Source organism: Granulicella sp. dw_53, assembly GCF_018449545.1.
GTDB lineage: Bacteria > Acidobacteriota > Terriglobia > Terriglobales > Acidobacteriaceae > Edaphobacter.
On sequence record NZ_JAAVUR010000012.1, the window covers coordinates 152,801 to 174,251 of the forward strand.

At 55.0% G+C, this 21,451-nt stretch carries 13 protein-coding genes; 10 read left to right on the forward strand and 3 right to left on the reverse strand.

What is annotated here, in order from left to right:
- Positions 1-19 precede the first annotated feature (19 nt).
- The 7 genes from HB393_RS18295 (at position 20) to HB393_RS18325 (ending at position 11,733) form a co-directional block, all read left to right on the forward strand.
- Positions 20-3,448, forward strand: a complete 3,429-nt coding sequence (locus HB393_RS18295; RefSeq protein ID WP_213806628.1) for a carboxypeptidase regulatory-like domain-containing protein — start codon at positions 20-22, stop codon at positions 3,446-3,448.
- Positions 3,449-3,532: 84 nt separating this feature from the next.
- Positions 3,533-4,012: an NUDIX domain-containing protein gene (locus tag HB393_RS18300; protein ID WP_213806629.1), complete on the forward strand. Its 480-nt coding sequence runs from the start codon at positions 3,533-3,535 to the stop codon at positions 4,010-4,012.
- 635 nt (positions 4,013-4,647) lie between these two features.
- On the forward strand, positions 4,648-7,854 hold the full coding sequence (locus HB393_RS18305) for a TonB-dependent receptor (protein ID WP_255551315.1): 3,207 nt from the start codon (positions 4,648-4,650) through the stop codon (positions 7,852-7,854).
- Between the two features lie 174 nt (positions 7,855-8,028).
- The gene (locus tag HB393_RS18310; protein WP_213806630.1) at positions 8,029-9,483 is read left to right on the forward strand and encodes a CehA/McbA family metallohydrolase; all 1,455 of its coding nucleotides are present in this window, start codon (positions 8,029-8,031) and stop codon (positions 9,481-9,483) included.
- Between the two features lie 261 nt (positions 9,484-9,744).
- Positions 9,745-10,833, forward strand: a complete 1,089-nt coding sequence (locus HB393_RS18315; RefSeq protein ID WP_345945298.1) for a CehA/McbA family metallohydrolase — start codon at positions 9,745-9,747, stop codon at positions 10,831-10,833.
- Between the two features lie 221 nt (positions 10,834-11,054).
- Entirely contained in the window at positions 11,055-11,345 is a 291-nt protein-coding gene (locus HB393_RS18320; RefSeq protein WP_213806632.1) for a YXWGXW repeat-containing protein, read from the forward strand.
- 133 nt (positions 11,346-11,478) lie between these two features.
- Positions 11,479-11,733, forward strand: a complete 255-nt coding sequence (locus HB393_RS18325) for a hypothetical protein (protein ID WP_213806633.1) — start codon at positions 11,479-11,481, stop codon at positions 11,731-11,733.
- Between the two features lie 7 nt (positions 11,734-11,740).
- Here the strand turns inward: HB393_RS18325 and HB393_RS18330 are convergent, their stop codons facing one another.
- Both HB393_RS18330 and HB393_RS18335 read right to left on the reverse strand, forming a co-directional pair.
- A complete protein-coding gene (locus tag HB393_RS18330; protein ID WP_213806634.1) occupies positions 11,741-12,799 on the reverse strand; it encodes a phytoene/squalene synthase family protein in 1,059 nt (352 codons plus the stop codon).
- Between the two features lie 199 nt (positions 12,800-12,998).
- On the reverse strand, positions 12,999-16,451 hold the full coding sequence (locus HB393_RS18335) for a TonB-dependent receptor (RefSeq protein ID WP_255551317.1): 3,453 nt from the start codon (positions 16,449-16,451) through the stop codon (positions 12,999-13,001).
- Between the two features lie 499 nt (positions 16,452-16,950).
- Here HB393_RS18335 and HB393_RS18340 point away from each other — a divergent pair, with 499 nt between their 5' ends.
- Positions 16,951-17,973 carry a carboxypeptidase-like regulatory domain-containing protein gene (locus HB393_RS18340; RefSeq protein ID WP_213806636.1) on the forward strand — a complete coding sequence of 341 codons (1,023 nt, stop codon included), beginning with the start codon at positions 16,951-16,953 and terminating at the stop codon, positions 17,971-17,973.
- Positions 17,974-18,008: 35 nt separating this feature from the next.
- Here HB393_RS18340 and HB393_RS18345 read toward each other — a convergent pair whose 3' ends face one another.
- Complete coding sequence (locus HB393_RS18345) at positions 18,009-18,989, reverse strand: hypothetical protein (RefSeq protein WP_213806637.1); 981 nt, start codon at positions 18,987-18,989, stop codon at positions 18,009-18,011.
- Positions 18,990-19,264: 275 nt separating this feature from the next.
- On the opposite strand from HB393_RS18345, the gene HB393_RS18350 reads away from it, so the two are divergent.
- Together HB393_RS18350 and HB393_RS18355 are read left to right on the forward strand one after the other, a co-directional pair.
- The gene (locus HB393_RS18350; protein WP_345945300.1) at positions 19,265-19,987 is read left to right on the forward strand and encodes a response regulator transcription factor; all 723 of its coding nucleotides are present in this window, start codon (positions 19,265-19,267) and stop codon (positions 19,985-19,987) included.
- A gap of 7 nt (positions 19,988-19,994) precedes the next feature.
- Positions 19,995-21,377 carry an ATP-binding protein gene (locus tag HB393_RS18355; RefSeq protein WP_213806639.1) on the forward strand — a complete coding sequence of 461 codons (1,383 nt, stop codon included), beginning with the start codon at positions 19,995-19,997 and terminating at the stop codon, positions 21,375-21,377.
- The last annotated feature ends 74 nt before the right edge of the window (positions 21,378-21,451 follow it).

Here is a 21,451-nt window from a genome sequence, read left to right on the forward strand (position 1 = left end):
ATTTCTTTTTCTTGTAGCAATGCCCTTGTGGGCAGCGACGGGCGGTAGCATCTCCGGCGTGGTCGCAGATCAGAGCGGTGCTATGGTTCCGGGGGCAACCCTGAAACTGGTCAATACTGCCCAGCGGACGACGTATCAAACGACCTCTGACAGACAGGGCTTCTATTCCTTTCCCAATCTTGCAGTCGGCCACTACGACCTCACTATCGAAGCCAACGGGTTCACGCCGCAGCGGAAGACAAATTTAACGGTAGACACTGCCTCGGCGATCCGAGTGGATGTCAGTCTCTCCATCGGTTCGCGATCGGATACAGTGACAGTCACGAGCGAGACCGGAGTGCAGGTCGAGACAGCGGCGACCAACCTGGGCGAGGTGGTGTCGGGTGCCCAGATGACAGCGCTTCCGTTGAATGGACGAAGCTATACCGACCTGCTGGCGATTCAGCCGGGAGTGGCTCCCATCTCGACGTTGTTGTCCAACTCCGTCATCATGGCGGGCGTTACAGGCAGTATCAATCCATCCGGCGATCTGAATCCTGGCAATCTTTCCATCAACGGTCAACGCGAGTCAGCCAACGGGTTTTTGGTGAACGGAATCGATGTCCAGGAGCACATGAATGGCGGTACCTCGATCATCCCGGATCTTGATTCGATCGAGCAGTTCAGGGTTTTGACGACGAACTTCGATCCTGAGTATGGCAACTATAACGGCGGAATCGTTACTGTCATCAGCAAATCGGGAACCAGTCAATTACACGGTAGAGCGTTCGAGTTCTTCCGCAATACAAATCTGGACGCACGGGGATACTTTGATCCAACGCGCTCGGCCTTTGAGCAGAACCAGTTTGGGGGTGCTATCGGCGGACCGATCAAGAGCGACAAGCTGTTTTTCTTCACTGACTATCAGGGAACGCGCACGACTCAAGGTGTTTCGACGGGGAATATTTCAGTACCGACGGTCGCGCAGCGTAGCGGCAACTTTGTCTATCCAAGCACTCAATCGAGCATGCTTACCGGGAACGTGAGCGGTCCCTACCTGGCATCCCTCTTGACACAGCAGCTTGGCTACGCGGTTACGGCGGGAGAGGCATATTCTGCGGTTTTTCCGAACGGAGTCATCCCCCAACGCGCCTGGTCCGCGCCTGCAAAAAATCTGCTGCAATATATCCCTTCTCCTAATTCCGGTTCGGATCAATTTTCTACGTCTGCTTTTTCGCAGACGGTTCGCGATGATAAGGGATCAGTACGCATCGATCTCAATAGCAGGCTCGGCCAGTTATCCGGCTATTATTTTCTCGACGATTACCGGCTGGATAACCCCTACCCTGGTTCTGTGGCCGGAGCGAGTATTCCCGGCTTCGATGCGTTGACGATCGGACGGGCGCAACTCTTCTCGCTTGGAGATACGAAGGTCATTGGCGCAAATATCGTCAATGAATTTCATGTGGGCTATCTCCGCAATGCGAACATTATCGGTCAACCGAAGGGCGGCCTCGGTGTCAGTCTGGCGTCGCAAGGGTTTTCATCGGCGGATGACTCTGGAATCTTCGTTCAGGCGCCCCAGTTCGAGGGAGTAGAGAACATCACCTTCCCGACCTTTGTCATGGGAGTGCCGATCACCAATCTAACCCAGGTGAACAATACCTGGTACGTGAGCGATGGAATCTCCAAAGCGATGGGCTCGCACACGTTGAAATTCGGGGCCCAGTTCCATGCGGATCAGGTGAACAACCATCCGAATGCTACCTTCAACGGAACCTTCAACATCAACGGCACCGAGACCGGGAATCCATACGCGGACTTTCTGTTGGGTACTCCGAGCAACTACACACAATCCTCTGGTCAGCCGTTCTATCTTCGGAATCACTATTTCGGCACGTATGCACAGGACAGTTGGCGCGCGCGAAAGGACCTGACAATCAATGTCGGCCTTCGTTGGGACCTCATTATGCCTTGGTGGGAGAAGTTCAACCAGCTCCAGACCTATATACCCGGGGCACAGTCGACCCTCTATCCGGGAGCGCCTTCAGGATTGGTTGTTGCCGGCGATCCCGGCGTACCGAAGACACTCGCGCCTACCGACTACAAGAACTTTGCGCCCAGAGTCGGCTTGGCTTATTCACCCCGGTTTGAACAGGGAATCTGGAGCAGAATCTTCGGAAGCAACGGACAAAGCAGCATCCGAGCGAGCTACGGCCTCTTCTATACTGCGTTTCAGGGTTTGTCGGCGGGCATCATGTACGCTGTTCCTCCCTTCGGCTTTAACTATCTCAGTCCCGGGCCACCGCTGCTGGCCAAGCCGTTCATAACTGCTGCGACGGGCGTCGACAACGGGCAGCGGTTTCCGTTCCCCTTTCCGTCGCACAACGTCTCCGCCTCGAATCCTGATACCTCGGTCAATTGGTCCAACTTCCTTCCTCTTGCGGCTGACCCGTTCTTCAACCATAACAATCGCCCGGCCTACACCAGCAACTATATGTTTTCGATCCAGCGGCAGATTACGGGAGACACTCTATTGACCGTAAGCTACGTAGGAAACCAGGGACACCGCATCCTTGCACTTGTTTCGGTTAATCCCGGTAATCCGGCACTCTGTTTGAGCCTTCCCGGCTGCGGTCCCTTCGGAGAGGACTCGCCGTATACAAACGGTGCGGGAGAAACGATCCAGGGAACCCGCTTCGGTCAAGGATCGAACTACGGAGAGAATACCTCGGATAGCTCCATCGCCAATTCAAACTACAACGCTCTCGAAATCACTCTTCGCTATCAGCACCATAGATCGCAATTCCTGTTGAGCTACACGTATGCGAAGTCGATCGATCAGGGATCGAATCTCGGCGAGCAACTGAATTCGATCGATCCGCGCCAGAGCCGTACTATCTCAGCCTGGGATATGAAGCATGCTTTTGTCGGAAGCTACACGCTGGCACTTCCCGTTGCCAAGCTCTTGCATAAGAGTGACCGCCTTACAGACCAATGGAGTCTCTCCGGAACAACCCGCTTCACCACCGGTTTTCCTGTAACGCTGTTCGATAACACGGACAACTCGCTGCTCGGAACTTTAGGCAATGGAGCGAACAATTATCTGCTCGATACTCCGCAGTACCTGCCAGGGGCGCTCAAGATCAATACCAACGGCCGCAATGGCCGCCCGGCATTCAATACCGCGCTGTTTCCTGAAGAGAATCTCGGTCAGCTTGGAAACGCGAAACGCCGAATCTTTTATGGTCCTGGGATTGAGAACTTTGACATGACCCTTCAAAAGGGCCTGCGGCTGTCGGACGCCAGATCGCTTGAGTTCCGCGCGGAGGCGTTCAACGTCTTCAATCATGCGCAGTTCTATGGGCCCGCGGCGGTGGACGGACAGAGAGGGGATCCCAGCTTTGGGCAGATCGAAAGCGCGGCGGCGCCTCGCCTCATACAACTCGCAGCAAAATTTGCATTCTAAGTGCCATCATCGCATCAAATTACGCGGGACTTTGGTAGAGGCCACGACCATGACAAACAATCAAATGCTCTCATTCGACAACCAATGAAGAAATCCTCGAAACGCAGCGCCGGTTTGCTCATGTATCGAAAGCGCCAAGGCGAGGTCGAAGTCTTCCTCGTTCACCCCGGCGGTCCGTTCTGGGCTAGGAAGGACCAAGGCGCTTGGACAATCCCCAAGGGGGAGTATGAGAATGACGAGGAGCCACTCGCGGCGGCACAACGGGAGTTCCTCGAAGAGACAGGGTTCATAGCAACCGGCAGTTTCATCGAGCTAGGTTCAATTCGACAGAAGAGCGGAAAGGTAGTCATCGCCTGGGCCGTTGAAGGAGACTGCGACCCTACTCAACTCAAGAGCAACATCTGCGAAATTGAATGGCCACCCAAGTCCGGTAAGCGACTGGAGATTCCGGAGATCGATCGGGGCTCCTGGTTCTCATCGCGCAATGCCAGAACGCACATACGATCCGAGCAAATTCCACTCTTGGAAGCGTTGGAGTCCTGGATCGCTGCACGCAACATATAAAAACCTGCATCATCTTCGCTGCTCTGGAACGTCACAAATCCAGAGGGTGAGAGCGCACAGACAAACACGAGCAGTCCGAATATGCCTGCGGTAACACACTGCGCTGATGCCAACTTACGCAGCGGCGTGACTATCGATACCTGCCGCAGACGTGCTCATACCCCAAAATATATTCCTGCATCGGTATACGGTACCGGCAGCAACATCCGTATCGTCTACTTCGAGCTCACATCTTCAGAAGAGTTTAGTTCGTTTTGATGAACGTTCTGTAAATTCAGTGTGTCAACGCAATCGCACACCCGTGTTCGGAGACGAAAGAGACCAGTCTCAGCTGACTGATTTCGTAGAAGATGCGCGTCGACGACGTGTTAAGACCTCTAAGCACAAGGAAACCCCTAGCGGAGAGGTGGCGGCTGACCAATACTCGCCTCAACCAGGACTGCAAGTGGATATCGCTCTCGCATACATGAGAGATCCACGCCTTGTGTTGCTTAGAGGAGAACTTCGTGAAGGTTTTTTTTACAGGAATGTTACAGCGAAAGAATAAGGCGGGAGTGCCACCAAGAAATAGGTCCACCAGATCCTCCGCTTTTCTTGCCAACCTACTACTTGTACTCGCGCTAACGACATCGAATTTGCTAGGCCAGGGAATCACCGGAACGATTGCGGGAACGGTGAGCGACTCCAGTGGAGCGTCGATCGCTGGGGCGGTCGTCACAATCCGTCGCGTGGATACGAATGCGGTTCGGACGGCAACAACCTCCAACGTCGGCTCATATACCGTCACGCAGCTATCGCCAGGAACCTACAGCGTCAAGGTCGACAAGGCTGGCTTCGAGTCCTTTCAGCAGAACAACCTCACGCTTACGATCGATCAGGTGGTGAAGATCGACGCCCAGCTCTCTATCGGCTCGAACCAGCAGATCGTGAACGTCTCAAGCGAAGCTCCCGTCATCCAGACCGAGACCTCATCCGTCGGTCTGGTCGTCGACAGCCAGACGATCCAGAACACACCTTTGAACGGACACGTCAGTATTCTTGGCCTCATCAATCTTGTTCCTGGAGTTCAGGACGTCGCCGCGCAGGATCAGGTTCCCGTCCGTGGTGTGACGCTGGCCTTCGGGACCAATCAGCGCAACTCTTACGGCAACGCAGGGTTTACCTTCGACGGCGTCACCAACGAGGAGGTCGAGCTACAACGAGGTGAGGGCGAAGTGCCACCACTCGACGCCCTGTCCGAGTTCAAGGTCATCACCCAGGGCGCGCCCGCGGAGTTCAATCAGCCGAACCAGGTTATCGTTGTGAGCGCCAGTGGCGGCAATGCGCTGCATGGCGAGGTGCTGGAGTTCAATCGCAGCAGGGGAACAGCTGCGAAGCAGTGGGTTCCTACATCCCGTGCCTCTGCCCCCGCCCGTCCGCCTTACCAGCGCAATGAGTACAGCGCGAATCTTAATGGACCGGTCTACATTCCGCATCTCTACAATGGAAGAGATCGCACGTTCTTCTTTGCCAGCTACGAAGGGTTTCATCTCACGCAATCGAATTCGGTGAACAGTACCCAGCCAACAGCGGCGGAACGCAATGGTGACTTCAGTTGCTTTCTCGCTGGAGGGAGCTGCGCAACCTCGGGGGCACCGAACACAGTCATCATCAATCCGCTGACGAAGCAACCATTCCCTGGAAACAAGATCAACGTTCCCTTCAATCCGGTCGACGTTCAGTTGCAGAACCTTCTTTTCCCCCAGTCGACCACGCAGACCACCGGCGTCAATACCTTTGAACTAATCGCCCATACGACGCAAGTGACTCGCTTCAATCTGCGCGTCGATCATAAGATCAGTGATCACGATCAGATTCGCGGAACTTGGCTGCGTGCTTTCTATGGTCCCTTTTCTGACGTAGGAACTTCTAGTCTTGCCGGCGGTGTGGCGCGAGATGGAGAACATAACTCGATCTTTGTCGTCGGTTGGACTCACACCTTCTCGCCCACCCTGCTGCTCGATAGCTATGTCTCTTACCTGCATCTTCCGCTCTTTCGCGATGCTCAGAACTTCAAGACGGATTTCTCTTCGATTATCCCAGGCCTTGGCTCACAACTGCTTGAAGGTGCACCAACTCTGAACATTACCAACATTACAGCGGTGACCGAAGCCGGTTCCAAGAATCTTGAACAGACCTATCAGGGAAACACTGCTCTCACCAAAGTTTTTCCCAAGCACACCGTCAAGGCGGGTGTCTCATATCTCTACAACGATTCCTGGCAGGATAGCTCGACTTCGCACGGCTCCTTCACGTTCACAGGCCGGTTCACCAATATCGCCTACGCCGACTTCCTTTTGGGCGATCCGGACACCACCTCCAACTCGACCCCGCACGATTCTATCGTGCGGTTCAAGTCCAGCCAATATGGCATTTATATCCAGGACGACTGGAAGCCGCTGCCAAAACTGACACTGAACTATGGCATCCGTTATGATCTGCAACGCTTCCACGACAATCCGTATGGCACTGAATCTCTCTTCGTGCCCAGCGTCGGCAAAGTTGTAGTCTTCGCAAAATCGTATCCGGCCATGACCAATCCGCTTTACATTCCTGACACGGTGCTTGCGCCGTCGGTGGGTCTGCCCACCAGCATGTTTGACTATCTTGGCCAACCCAAGACAAATATCGCGCCACGTTTCGGCTTTGCCTATCAGATTCGACCAACGACAGTCATTCGTGGCGCAATCGGCCAATACTACAACCTCCTGCCTTCTGCCTACGTCGATGGCGGCGGCTTCAGCAACCTGCCCTTCGTAAATGCTCTGACGTATACGAACAGCGACACGCCCACCATTACGATGAACGCGCCATTTGCCGCCACTGCTTCCGTTCCGGCCAACCCGACGACTATAGCGCAGCACAAGACCATCACGCCCTACACTGAGCAGTACAACCTCGCGATTGAGCAACAACTTCCTGGCGCAGTAGACCTCCGCATCGGCTACGTCGGCCAGCGTACCATCCACCAGAACAATCATGGCGGTCCTGGTAACACGGAACCCGATCTAAACTATTCAGCCCCCGGACCGACGGTTGAGCAGTCCCGGCGCCCCTTCCAACCTTTCTCGACGATAACGTTGGCCTTCGATCCGATCTATCACACTACCGGTAACTCATTGCAAGTGGGCTTACATAAGCAGTACAGGCATGGCTTCATGATCAATGCCGAGTATCAGTGGATTCGTGTGCTGGGCGTCGAAAATCATCAAAACCCAACGGCCATCGGCGACTCCTATGGCAACATCTCTAATATCACTCCGCAGACCCTGGAGATCAGCTATGCGTACGAGCTTCCAATAGGGCAGGGCAAGATGTTGTTCGCTAGGGCGAGTGGTCTTACAAACAAACTTGTCGGCGGATGGCAACTGGCTGGTATCAGCTCGTTCCAGAGCGGGCAGCCCTTCTCCGTCACCTACACCGCACCAGGCAGTCAGACCTACGGTGCCAGTGGCCGTGCCAATCGAGTGCCGGGTGTGCCTCTTTATCCCGCGCATAAGAGCAATGCGGAGTGGTTCAATCCAGCAGCGTTCACTGCGCCTCCAGCTTATACCTTTGGTAACTCCGGCTACGACATGCTGTGGGGTCCGCACTACCAGAACTGGGATATGAATTTGCAAAAGAACACGAGCCTCGGAGAACGTTACAGATTGCAGCTTCGCGGTGAGGTATTCAACGTCTTCAACCATCCCAACTTCGGGACTCCAAGCTCTGCCATCAGCAATCCCGCTTCAGTCGGTGTGATCTCGTCAACAGTCAACGAAAGTCGCACCGTCGAATTCGCCGCGAAGTTCAACTTCTAACGAATTCGTAAAGAGAAATACAGCCTGCCTGTTAGAGACTGTTCGTTTTACAGGCGGGCACCTCCGAGCGCATCAATAATGTCGTCATTGAGGCGGAATCTGCAGCCAGGGAACTAAATGCAGCTAGGCTCCAAACACTTCGACTCTTCTATTCCGTATCCAAAGGCACTTCGAATGAAGCTTGTCCGTCTTCTGCTCTCCGCATCTCTTCTCCTTCTCGCATCGCGTCTTCTGCCCGCACAGCAGCCAACTCCGAGTCTGGTGCTCGAAGGGGATGTCACTCCAGATCAGAATCGAACGCACTTCTTCGTCCCGTTCAAAGTTCCCGTAGGTGTACACCGCATCACAGTCGACTTCTCCTATACGCACCGAGAAGAGAAGACCACGCTGAATATCGGGATTCACGATCCAAACGGATTTCGTGGCCAAAGTGGCAGCAACAAGGACCACTTCACCATCGGCCCCGGAGATGCAACAGCCTCTTACATCCCGGGCAGTATCCCGCCGGGGGAGTGGAAGCTGCTCATCTCAGTCTCCAGCATTCGGCCGAACATCACCTCGCACTATCGGGCCGAGATCCGCTTCAACTCTCCTCTCGAAGACTCCAGTTTCACCCTGACGCCTCTCGATACTCATGCGCGCTGGTTTCGAGGCGACTTGCACATGCACACGGCGCATAGTGATGGATCGTGCCCCAACCAGAGTGGCGTGCGAGTTCCGTGCCCCCTCTTCCTCACTGCCCAGGCGGCAGCCAACCGTGGCCTCGACTTTATCGCCATCTCCGACCACAACTCCCTGGCTCACTACGCAGAGATGCGTGAGCTCCAACCCTACTTCAGCAAGATGCTTCTGATTCCCGGCCGCGAGATGACCACGTTCTATGGACACTTCAACGCATTCGGCATCACGCAATATGTCGACTATCGCGTCGCGGAAAAGGGTGGCCGAACAATCGATCAGGTCGTAGCGGACATCCTTGCACAAGGCGGCATCGTATCGATCAACCATCCGATGTCCCCTACGGACGAACGCTGCCGCGGATGTGGATGGACTCCACCAACTCCTACGGACCTCAGTAAATTCGCTGGAGTCGAGGTGGTCAATGCCAACCGTGTCATGGATCGCTTCTGGGACGAGCAGATCGCGCAAGGCCATCGTCTGACTGCCATCGGCGGATCTGACAACCACAGCTCACCCTATGGCGACGATATCCCCACGGCGATCGGGCATCCTACTACTGCCGTCATGGCACAGGACCTCTCCGTCGCCAGTATCTTGGCAGGCATTCGCGCTGGTCATGTCTTCATCGATCTCGCCGGCTCGCGGAATCGTCTCCTTGAGATAGAGGCTCACACCTCGAAGACCTCTGCTCACATGGGAGATACCCTCCGCGCAGAAAACGGAGAACAGGTCGAACTAACAATTCACGTCGCAGGCTGCAATGGCTCTCAACTCAAAATGTTCGTGGACGGCAAAGCCGCCGGAAACCCACAAACTTTAAGCGCCGATGACGCCACCCCAGGCTTCCACTGGACCGGGATAGAAGGCCGCCATTGGCTTCGCTTCGTAGTGGTGGATGCTAACGACACGACCCAAATGCTCAGCAATCCGATCTATATCAACTTCTAAAGGGTTAGGTATTCGATCTCGCAACGTCTTCAGCCTTGTGGGAAGACTCTTGCCAATATCCTTCATTCAAAACAATTCGCTGCCGCACTTGCCGCATGAACTAAGGCAAGGCAGATAGAACATAGCCTAGGTACCTCCTGAAAGGAATTGAATATGCACAGAAGTGTTTTCGTGGCTGGTTTGATCATGGCAGGCTGTCTCACAAGTTTGGCGATAGGGCAGTCAAGCCACACAGATCCATGGGCGCCAATAGAGATCGGTGTGCTGCCACCCATCGCCAGCCTGACCGGAGGTGAGTGGTTAAAAGGCGACCTCCATGTGCACTCCAGGCATAGCAAGGAATCCAGCAACAACTCCGTCGCAACGATCATCTCCTTCTCCAAATCCGTCGGCATGGACTACCTCTGCATCACGGACCACGACAACCACGTACTCGGCGACGTCGCGCACAACACCTGGACCGATCCCGAGTTCAAGTCAGATTCCGTCCTGCTTCTGTACGGCGCGGAATGGACGACGACTCGCGGCCACGGCAATGCTTTCTCTGCCAGACCATACGATCACCAGCGGCTATACGACGTTCGCGATCAACGCGACGTGGTAGTCGGAGCGGTGAAGAAGGAACTTGGAATCCATCTATCGGCCAACCATCCCAGCGGAAAGGATCACTTTGGATACTCCTACGATATGGTCGACTCGATCGAAGTTTGGAACTCTTCTTACTGGCCGAAGAATGCCAACGCAATCATGATTTGGGACGACATGCTCTCATCGGGTCGCAAGTTGACCGGTAGAGGCGGAAGCGACGCCCATCACGGCGCTCCGGAGACGCCCGACAAGGCAACCAAAAATAGTTTTCAGGCTAAATCCAACTACATTGGAACGCCGACTACCTGGGTCTTTGCCCCCGCGCGGACCTCGCAAGCAGTCGTAGACACCCTTACCGGCGGTCGAGTCTCCGTCAGCGCGAATCCATATGCCCCTCGCGTCGAGTTCTACGCTGATCTCGATCAGGACGGCAAGATGGACATGATGATGGGCGACAACACCAAGTCAACAGGCAAGCCCGTCAAGTTCCGTGTTCAGCTCACAGGAAACACAGTTCCAACCGCGTCCTATACCGTGAATGTAGTGAAGGACGGCAACAAGTTCGGCACCTTCCAGGCCATCGGTAAGATACCTATGGTCGAGTTCACGGACACCCCGGCATTACTCGGCAGAACCTACTACCGTGTCACGGTCGAGGGCCCTCCAACAGCCTATCCGCAGGTCCCCGAATCCATGGCGATGAGCGGAAATATGGTCGGATTGTCGAACCCGATCTACTTCAACTTCGACCCAAACTTTTGAGCGCGGCTTTCTCCTCGTGAGAGTGATCAGTGGAAGTTTGTCATGAACATACCAGCCTCGAAGCATCGTCATAGTCAGTAACAATTTAGATACGAGCGAAGTAGACCTCCCATAAATTAACCCCGCATCGCCGAATAACATTGGCTTCAGTACGAGACAATTACAAAGGTGTTGGGTTGAGATTAACGAAGGTCGGATTCAACGCCTTGAAAGGAGAATCTATGATTAAGAAACTGATCCTTGTAGCGTTTATTGCTTCGATGATGTCGGGCGTATCTGAGGCACAGATTGCAATTCGAATTGGACCTCCACCGCCAATCGTGGAGCACTATGGACCTCCGCCGCGTCCGGGCTGGGTCTGGCAAGGTGGATATCACCGCTGGGATGGAGCGCGTTATGTGTGGACGCCTGGACACTATGCAGCTCCGCCGCGGCGTGGTGCACGATGGATACCCGATGGGTACTATCGCCGTGGCGGCCGGTACTACTATCGTCGTGGGTATTGGAGATAAAGCCAGAATGAGAGCGCGTCGGCAGGTCATAACTGACGCGCTCCATGGTTCTATATACGGATTCAAATCTCCGAACGCTCACCTTCCATAGTTTTCCATCCTCTTTCTCGTTTAGCATGAGATATGGAGGAACATGAACATGGAAGCAATCATTGAACAAATCGATGCGGAGATCGTTAGGTTGCAGCAAGCCAAGGCTTTGCTGTTGCGCTCTGCTATCAAACAAAATTCGGGTCGTCCTAAAGTGAACGATGTCGTATCAAGGATCCTCGCTGCTACACCGGCCAAGCGCGCGATGACCGCCGAAGGAAGAGCCAGGATCGCTGCTGCTCAAAAGGCTCGTTGGGCGAAGGCGAAAAAGGCTGCGAAGAAGGCAAAAGCCGCTTAGTCATCCTTCACGCATTGGTTAGCCTCAGCCGGGCCTCGATTCTTCCCATCAGTCGCTCAAGCCAGATACGCAGCAGTCTATTGGATGCCACTAGCGGCACGGAATACGCTATCAGCCGGTATACGTCGCTGCGCTGTATCTTCGATACCTTTGCCGGGTCCAGCCATTCGTCGTTGTGCACAAGGACCAATAGCGTCTCTAGCCCAATGAGGACCGGCCACAGACAAGCCAACCGCAGTCGGATGGAGTACTCCGGAATAGCGAGCGCGTATTCAACTGCCTCACGGAAGTGATCGAGTGTCTTCCCGACAAGTTCGAACATCAACGGTCGTGCCAGGAGCGACGCATCCGGGAACAAGAGGTCTTGCGGAGTTAAACCAAATCGATCAAGCATCGGGGCGGGAAGGTAACAGCGCCCGATGCGCAGATCTTTGCTGCAGTCCCGCAGAACGTTTGTCATCTGCAGCGCCTTGCCGAAACGAATGCCACGTTCCAGCATCGTATCGGGGCTGTCCTTGAATGTCCTAGGCATGTGCGCGTAGGTCATCTTCGTCCAGAACTCCCCCACGCATCCCGCGACCATATAAGTGTAGTGGTCAAGCTCCTCGAACCTCTGTAGCGCGACGATCTGCCCAGACTGTTCGTCGGGAAAAGTACGCAGGTCGAACTCCATGCCCTTTGTAATCGTCGTGACAATATCGCGTACCGCCTCGCGATCAGTCTCGCTCAATTGCGTTAGCACGGTCAGCGCTGCGCCGAGCGATTCGAGTAGAACCTTCTCGTCTGACTGCTTCTGTTGGCTGGCAACCTCCCCCGCAATACGCGCAAGCGCTCCTTCATCTAAAGAGCCGTTAACCTGGCTTCGAAGCGAAAAGAGCATCTCCAATCGTTGTCCCGGCGGGATAAGCGATGTGTCCGCAATCGTATCCGCGGCGCGCGCCAAAAGATATGCAAGGCCAATAGGATCGCGCATCCCAACCGGCAGCACGCGCAGGGTGAGATAGAAGGAGCGTGAAACACCTTTCAGAAGAGGGCCGAGAAGAACGGCTCGAGCGGAATTACGCATGAATTCTCATTATGAAGTACTTCTACCATTTTAGAGGAGCGGGTATCATCTCGCCTGGAATCTCGACGAATCGTTAGAAGGAGCCGCGATCCACACAGCAAATGTGAGATCGACGCAAATGTGAACCAGCATAAAGAAATGGCAAGTCCGGCGAAGACCGGACTTGCCATAAGGTTGGCGTGCATAAGAAGGATTGGAATCAGAACAAGACTTTGACAGCGAATTGAAGCTGGCGGGCAGGATAGGCCGACGTAATCGATCCATAAGCTCCGTCAGTCACCGTCTGATCTGGCGTCTGGTAGTTCACCTGGTTGAGGGCGTTGAAGGCCTCCGCGCGAAAATCGATCTTCGTGGACTCCTTCCATACCGGGAAGACCTTATGCAGGCCAAGGTCCAACTGGGAGAAAGCAGGACCATGTGTCGAACCGCGGCCAGCGTTCCCAAGCGGATGGCTTGGATCGGTAGGTAGCGAGACTGACGCCGGATTGAGATAGCCGTTCAACGCCGAAGCCGTCTTCACCCAGTTGGTTTTAGGCGCGATGGCATCGCCCATTTGGTTAGGACGCTGCGAATACAGCGTTCCCGAAGACGACGCGCCCGCCGTCAGTGCAAAGGCATCGGAGGGAAGTTGTCCCAGCTTGTATCCTCCAGCGTTGTAGGTAAGGGTGACCGGTAGACCGCTGGTCGCCGTATGGATCGCGGTGAACTGCCAATTCCCCAACACCCCGCGCAGGAGCGGATTGGCATCGCCGCCAAAGCGGCGATTGCGCCCGTAAGGAAGATCGTAGATCACTGACGTCGTATCGTTGAGAGGTTGATCGTAGCCCGAACGGCCCCGATCGTAGTTTGGATTCGTGTAGGTGAGGAAGTTAGAGTCTCCACCAGTATTCTCAAGCGTGCCGGATGCGTTGTCGATGGCATGCGACCAGCTAAAGGAGTTCAACAGGTAAAGTCCAGAGGAGTAGCGATGCTCCAGCTTGACCTGGAGCGCGTGATAGATACTGTCGCCTGCACCAAAGGCTACTTCAATGCCCGCAAAGCTCTGCAGCGGACGACGTTGCTGCACAGTCTTGCAGGTAGTCGCATTCGCCGCTTGGCAAGAGGCATTTTGCGGCAGCGCCTCGTTATAGTCAGCCAGCACCGGAAGATGTTTGCCCGAGACCCCAACATAAGCGATATCGAGAACCGTATTCGCATCGAGTTGCTGTTGCACACTCGCATGCCATGACTCGGCATAACCGTTCGGATCGTTCTTCGGCTGATAGTGCGGCTGCGCAATCAGCGGATTGAAGTTCGAGGCATCTGTAAAGCCGATGGAGTACCCCTGCATCGTAGTACGGAAACAACTCGCAGGATTCTGCGTGTCGCTGGTGCAGAGCGGCTGGCCGTTAGAAGCCAGGGGACCGCGTTGATTGACCTGGGCATCGAAGGTAAAGGGAGCGTTATAGACCAGCAGATTCTCTCCACCCTCACGTACAAAATGCGTGTAGCTGATGCCATATCCTGCGCGGATCACCGTGCTCGGTTGTACCTGGTACGCAAAGCCCAGGCGCGGTGCGAAGTTGTTCTTCTGCATATTGACCAGGGCACGGTTGTAGATCGATCCCGAACTGGCCGTAATCAGCTTGCCGGTAGTAGGCGATGTGGCAGGATCGAAGTTGGCAAGCTGGTTATTGGCCTCCCACTCAGGTGTTCCAAGCTCATAGCGTAGACCGATATTGAGCGTCAACTTATGGGCGACGCGCCAGTCGTCCTGTGCGTACCACTGGTGAAGCCGCTGCTCGATGACGGCGATATGAGTATTATTCAGTTCGTAATGGCTTCGAGCACCGAAGAAGAAGTCCGTCAGAGCAATATCTTCGTTGATATACGCACTGCTGGGAGCGGGAACATTAGAGGGGTTGGCCACTGGCGTCAACGGTGTGCTGAACGCACCCGAATAGGTATCGTTCCCATACTTCGGATGGAAGTCGTCATCAGTCACCTCGATGCGCTGATACTCATAGCCAAACTTAAGACTATGCGCACCCCGTAGCAGCGAGTAGTTGAACTTGGGATCGATCACAAAAGGATTCTGCACATTCGGACTGGTCGTCTGACGGCCAAACCCACTGAAGTTATTCACGTTTTGCGTATTAAGGCCTCCAGCAATGCGCGGGTCGGTAGGAATATTTGGAATCCCAGCCTCCGCGAGCAAACTAGGTTGTCCGATCTGCGAAGGAGCCTTGCTCCCCTGCACCCAACTGAAGGCGATGCGAGCATCGATCAGCGAGTTATTGCTCGCGGCATAGGTCATTCCATAGGCAATCTGCTGATCGTGAATCTTGACAACGCTGTTGGAGTTTCCGCCAGCGGCCCCAGGAATATTCGGTGGATCGAAGATGTTCACATTGCGCTCGCTGTAGCGGAAGAAGTTGGTGAGCTTGGGAGTAAAGTAACCGTCATAGCGCGCATCGCCCTTGTCATCGTTCAGCGAGCCACGGGGAAGCGAGACGAAGTTGTTCGAAGCGCCCGCGACGTTCGGTAACGGGAGCGCGGCCATCACAAGCGTTGCGAGCGGATTGATCTGGCTGGCCGGAACCTGGGCAAAGCCAGTCGTCGGATCGACCGCATACACCTGACCGGTATAAGGATTCATCACCGCTGTCTTGAAGCGTCCTGCTCGTTGATCGGCATCAGGAATCGTCGCCGTCGCCAGCAGTCTGGTCACCCGACGTTCCCCTTCGTAGTCGAGGAAGAAGAACTGCTTGTCCCGGAGAATCCCGATGGGCATCTTAAGAGGCCCACCAATAGTTCCGCCGAACTGGTTCTGCTGGTAGACAGGCTTTTGAAACTGTCCCGTAAGCGCGTTCTTTGGCGGCAGAAAGGGACCGATCGCGTTCAGCGAAGTATTTCGTAAAAAGTCCCAAGCGCTACCATGAAACTGGCGCGTACCGCTTCGTGTCGTAACGTTGACGACGGCTCCCGTAACGCGGCCATACTCCGCGCTGTAGTTGTCCGTAACGACTCTGAACTCGCTGACCGCATCAGGCGAGGGTTGAATCGTTTGGTTCGAGAAGCCCTGGTTATCTGTGCCGTACAGGTTATTGTCCAGTCCATCCAGAATGAAGTTATTGAGCTCGCTACGCTGCCCGTTCACATTGAACGAAGAGTCCCGGCTCGAAAGCGTCTGATTCTCGAGCACAGACTTTCTGACACCCGGAACAAGCAACGCAAGATCCGCATAGGAGCGGCCATTCAGTGGAAGCCCGACGATCTCTCGCTGGCTGATGACCTCGCCGCGATCGCTAGAATCTGTCTCTAGCACCGCTGCAGCTCCCGAGACCGTAACAGTATCGGACGTGCCTCCAACCTCAAGTGTCAGATCGACACGTTGGCGAGCCCCAACGGTGACGCTAAAGTGTTCGGCCAGAGCGACCTTGAAGCCAGCAAGCTCGGCGGTCAGTTTATAGTCGCCCGGCTTGACCGAACCAAACTCGTAATTACCCGAATCGTTAGTCACGGCGGTCCGCTGCGTCCCAGTGGCCAGGCTCGTCAGAACTACATTTCCTTTTGGAAGAACCGCTCCACTAGGATCACGCAACGTCCCCAAAACGCTGGCTGTATCGAACTGTGCAACTGCAGGGAAGGTCGCCAGAAAAAGCAAAAGCAAAAATGGGAGCAAGCTCCTCTTAAACGTCACAAAGGGACCCGAAAATGACACAGTCCCACGGCCTAAAGGGTGCAAAGACAGCGAAAAATTTAGCATGAATGAACGTATCGGGAAAAGATGAACCACGTATGAAGTGGCCAATACTTTCCACTACTTGGCAATAGCAGTCACGTCGAAATGCTAGATCTGTTCACCTCTAGTCTCAGTCATATGCAACGCGTCCCGATCTGGGATTCTTCTTCACCTAACGTGACCAGACTGTCCTCTACCTCACAATGCATTAACGAAGGCTATCTATCATGACCGCCTCAAGCTGCACTAGGGCATAGTCGCGCGCACAGAGAGACAATACGTGCATCCATGAACCTGAGAGCCGTTTTCGACATAAATTTGGCACTCAGATGCGAATTAGTGCGATAAATGGCTCAGCAACCAAGATTTGATCTGTCGAGAAGTGTCGACTAAGGAATCGTTAGGCCACCCGCGCCGTCTGCTATGTATGGCTTTTCTTCAGATCCGTCTCCAACAGGCCCTGCTCTTCGTGCCTCTTTTTTGCTTCACCGCGATAAATCTTCCTGGTCAACAGGTCTCAGGCCCCGTACCACAGTCTGCAAGCATCGTCGGAACCGTCACCGACACCGATGAGGCCTCTATCCCCGGTGCCACCATCAGCATCGACGGCCCCACCCCTGCCGATCACCACACCGTCACGGCGACCGATGCAGCTTCCTTTACTCTCAGCGATCTTCATCCCGCAGTTCCATATCACGTCACCATCCATGCTCAGGGCTTCGCCGATTGGACCTCCCCCGAACTGATCCTCACCCCTGGCCAGTCGCTGGAACTCACCAACATCAAGCTCATGGTCGGAGCGGTAGAGACATCCGTGAACGCAGTCGATCCCGATAAGCTCGCGATCCTGCAGATCAAGAACGCGGAGCAACAGCGAGTCTTCGGTGTCATCCCCAACTTCTACACCTCGTACGATCAGACCTTCGTGCCTCTCTCTGGCCGGCTGAAGTTTCAACTCGCCTTTCGCGCATCCACCGACATCGTCACCATCTCCGCCGCTGCATTCGTCGCAGGCATCGATCAGGCCATAGGTACTCCCAACTATGTGCAAGGAGCGAAGGGCTACGGCCAGCGCTTCGGTGCCACATATGCAGGCGGCGTCTCGAATATCCTGATCGGCGGAGCCATCCTGCCCACCTTGTTACATCAGGATCCCCGTTACTTCTACCAGGGCGAAGGCACCCGAAAGTCCCGCGCACTCCATGCTCTCTCCAGCCCCTTCATGGCAAAGGGAGACAACGGCCGGTGGCAGTTCAACTACTCCAGCGTAGGAGGCGACCTGGCCTCTGGCGCACTCTCCAATCTCTACTACCCCGCGTCAAATCGTGGGCCAGGCCTGGTCTTCAACAACGCCTTGATTACAACAGCCGGTCGACTCGCCAACGCTCTGGCCCAGGAGTTCGTCCTTCCCAGATTCACATCGAGAGTAAAAGGTACGGACCAAAAATAAGACATTCCTAAGCTCGTCACATAGTTAGTTACAACTTAGACCGTCGAACCACTCGCTTTACTCTTCTTCAGAGCCTTATCGATTCGCTTGGATATATCCTTGGCGATACTCTGCGCCAGATTCAAGCTGTCGGAGTCTCCTCGCTTGCTCTTCTTCAACTTCGCTTCAAGGATAAGCTTTCCATCTGGGGCATCGAGCTTCAGTCGGAACGACAGCGAAGTCGTGCCAAGAAACAACCCTAGCGGCCCTGTAGAAGCACGCACCGCTTGATTGCCCTTCTTGAAGTCATCGGTGGAGAGGTGCAAGGTGAGGGCCGCACATCCCGGTCCAGCAGAGACATCCCCATCGCGGAAGAACGTATCCGCAGGACGGGACTGCCGCAGCGCCGTAAGCAGGTGCTCATACAGCAGAACCCGGTACTCTGCCGGTAAGTCCACGCCCTCGACCACGATCGGAGCCAGCAACACCGAATTGGGAGCAGCTGCACCCGCCGGACAGACCTGGGGCGTCACCGTAGCCGGTGGCTGAATCTGTGCGAGCATTCTCTGCTGCAAAGCCAATGCTTGCTTCGTAGGAAGCACAAAGACCGTCCCATGATAGCCATCGTGCGGATCGCGATACTCGATAGTAAGCAGATCGACAGAATGTTGCGAAGCCGCTCCCAGCGCGGCTCCTCCTCCATAAGGAATAATCTTCCGGGCAATCTGGCCGGTTGTGCCTCCTCTCTCGACCCGCTCATCTCCAATGGAGACAGCGAAGATCCGCTTAAGCGGGATCAGCGCGTGAACACCCTCACTTGTAAAACTTAAAGCGTTTGGAGTGAGGATTAAGACGCCTTTGATACGTGGCTTTGCATCGGGCAATCCAGCAAGGTAAATAACATCGGCAAGCCCTTTATCTAAGCTTTGAACTTCAGCCGTAGCTGTCGATTCTGGAGCCTGAGCGTCTCCGGGAGTTGAAGCCGCGAGACAGGCAGTGAAGACCGAAAGAGCAATGGTTTTATTGAGTCTGAGCAAAGGTAAATCCTTTCCTGGAAAGTGCAATAGGGGCTTTGAAGAGTACATTTGGAGAATAAAGAGAATGGGTCGAAACCATTCACTTAGTCTGACGTTCAGCTCTTGGCATCGATGTCGAGAAGTGTCGAGGGTGACCGGTAGGAATCGATGCGATACCTTTTATCTAACGCATCGTCTCGAATAGAAAACGCAACAGGGGCATACATAAGATGAAGCTCCGGGCAAATGACACTTCTCGACAACCGCACCCTGAGCTAAAGCGCGACAATAGATCTGTGACAAGTCCCACGATTCAGACTCCCCCGGCCCCGGTATCTCCTCTCCTCTTGATCGACGACGACCGCTCCTTAGCCGTCCTGCTTACAGAATATTGCGGGCCGGGAGGATTCTCCATCACAGCTGCAAACACCGGCGAAGACGGCATACGCGTCGCGCGGCAACAATATTTTCTCCTCATCATCCTCGACGTAATGCTTCCCGGCATAGATGGCTTTGAGGTGTTGCGGCGTATTCGAAGCACATCGAATACACCCATCCTTATGCTGACGACTCGCGGAGCTGCCAAAGACCGAATTCACGGGCTCGAACATGGAGCCGATGACTACCTGCCGAAGCCCTTTCAGCCCGAGGAACTTCTCGCCCGCATCAATTCCATCCTGAGAAGAGTTCATCCCAAAGAAGCGCCAGCAGGGTTTTCAGTAGGCGACGTTACACTCAACGAACAGGAGCGTTCCGTCGCATTGAACGGTCGTCTACTCGATCTCACCGGAGCGGAGTTTCATCTACTTCAGTTGCTTCTGAGCCAGCCAGGCGAAGCTCTATCACGCGAAGAGCTCATCCCTCGCATCTTCGGTCGCGAGCCCAGCGGACTGGATCGCAGCGTAGACAATCTGGTGAACAACCTGCGCAAAAAACTGGGCCCGCACGAAAATGGTCTCGACAGATTCAAAAGCATTCGCAACGTCGGCTACAGCTATGTCCTAGGGACAGCGGGGTGACAACGCTTTGAGAATCTTCCTCCGCATCTTCGTCAGCTTCTGGGTCGCGACCATCGTGGTGATCGCGATATCTCCTCTCTTACTGTCGACGGACTCCTCCCCTCTGCAGGACGATAGGCTGCGAAGCTTGCCACTCAGCGATCTGCAGAGCTGCGCAAAGACCGCGCTCGAGAGGTATCAACACGGCGGCTCCGAGGCCTCGCCTCAACAGGACTCAACCTGCCATCAAGGAATTCTTCTCGGACCAAAAGAAGTGCCCCTGGCCAATCTCTCAGGGAAAAAGCTATCTGCAGCGGAACGCCACTTGGTCCGCCAGGCCGAAGGCGGAAAGAGCGTCCTCATGCAGACTCTTCCCACCAAGACGCTCGTCGCCTTGCCCGCCGATGCATCGTCCTCCCCTTACATCTACCTCGCGACGGTGCCTCTCTCTACCCGGCAGCTATTTCTCTCCTACTTTCAGAGACTAGGTCGGCTCGCTCTCGTGGCCGGCGTCTTCTCCTGCCTTTTGACGGCCTACTTTGTCCGCCCCATCGCTCGCCTCGGACATGTGGCAGAGCAGTTCGGGCACGGCGACCTCAAGGTAAGAGTTCATCCCTCCCTATCGAGACGCAAGGATGAACTAGGCGAACTAGGCAGAACCTTCAATCAGATGGCCTCGAGGATCGAGTCCCTAGTAGATCGCTATCGTAACTTTCTGGCCCACGCCTCGCATGAGTTAGGCTCCCCCCTCACTCGGCTGAATCTCTCCCTGGCCTTGGCCAAACGAAAGGCCGGCCCTCAACTCGAACACGAACTCAATCGCATCGGCTCCGAAGCGGATCGACTCAACAGCCTTGTGCAGGAGCTACTGCTGTTGGCCCGTCTGGAGAGCGGGAACGAGCTGAGCCGGGACGTGGAGCGGTTCGAGGTAGCCACTCTCGTAGAAGACGCGTGCGCCGACGCCCGCTTCGAAGCAAAGCAATTCCACAAATCGGTCACGATCGTCAGGAGTGAACCGTTCCAACTGCTCGGCCACCAGGACCTGCTGCGCAGAGCCCTCGACAACGTTCTTCGCAACGGCCTGCGCTTCGCCCGCTCCGAAGGCTGCGTTCGCGTCTCCTACTATCGGGAGATCGGGCCGGACACAGGAGTCATTCTGATCCAGGACGACGGCCCTGGCGTCCTCGCAGGCCAGGAAGAGACGATCTTCGAGCCCTTCGTCACCCTCCCCAACCAGACCTCGGACGCAATCGCCGGCGGCTCCGGCCTGGGCCTCGCAATCGCAAGACAGGCAGTCCTCGCAAACCACGGAACCATAAGCGCCCACCAACGCCCAGGAGAAGGCCTGATAGTCCGTATAGAACTGCCGGTCACAACAAAAACAAACCCCACCCACACAGTCAACGCCTAAACAAAAGATACAAAGATCCCAAAGCGCACTTATCAGCTGTTATCCCAAGTATCACCGTTACGCCTCTATCCGTG

Coding starts and splice junctions, on each gene's coding strand:
- HB393_RS18300 (WP_213806629.1), top strand. CDS start 3,533: ATGAAGAAATCCTCGAAACGCAGCGCCGGTTTGCTCATGTATCGAAAG.
- HB393_RS18340 (WP_213806636.1), top strand. CDS start 16,951: ATGGCTTTTCTTCAGATCCGTCTCCAACAGGCCCTGCTCTTCGTGCCT.
- HB393_RS18320 (WP_213806632.1), top strand. CDS start 11,055: ATGATTAAGAAACTGATCCTTGTAGCGTTTATTGCTTCGATGATGTCG.
- HB393_RS18295 (WP_213806628.1), top strand. CDS start 20: ATGCCCTTGTGGGCAGCGACGGGCGGTAGCATCTCCGGCGTGGTCGCA.
- HB393_RS18325 (WP_213806633.1), top strand. CDS start 11,479: ATGAACATGGAAGCAATCATTGAACAAATCGATGCGGAGATCGTTAGG.
- HB393_RS18310 (WP_213806630.1), top strand. CDS start 8,029: ATGAAGCTTGTCCGTCTTCTGCTCTCCGCATCTCTTCTCCTTCTCGCA.
- HB393_RS18330 (WP_213806634.1), bottom strand. CDS start 12,799: ATGCGTAATTCCGCTCGAGCCGTTCTTCTCGGCCCTCTTCTGAAAGGT.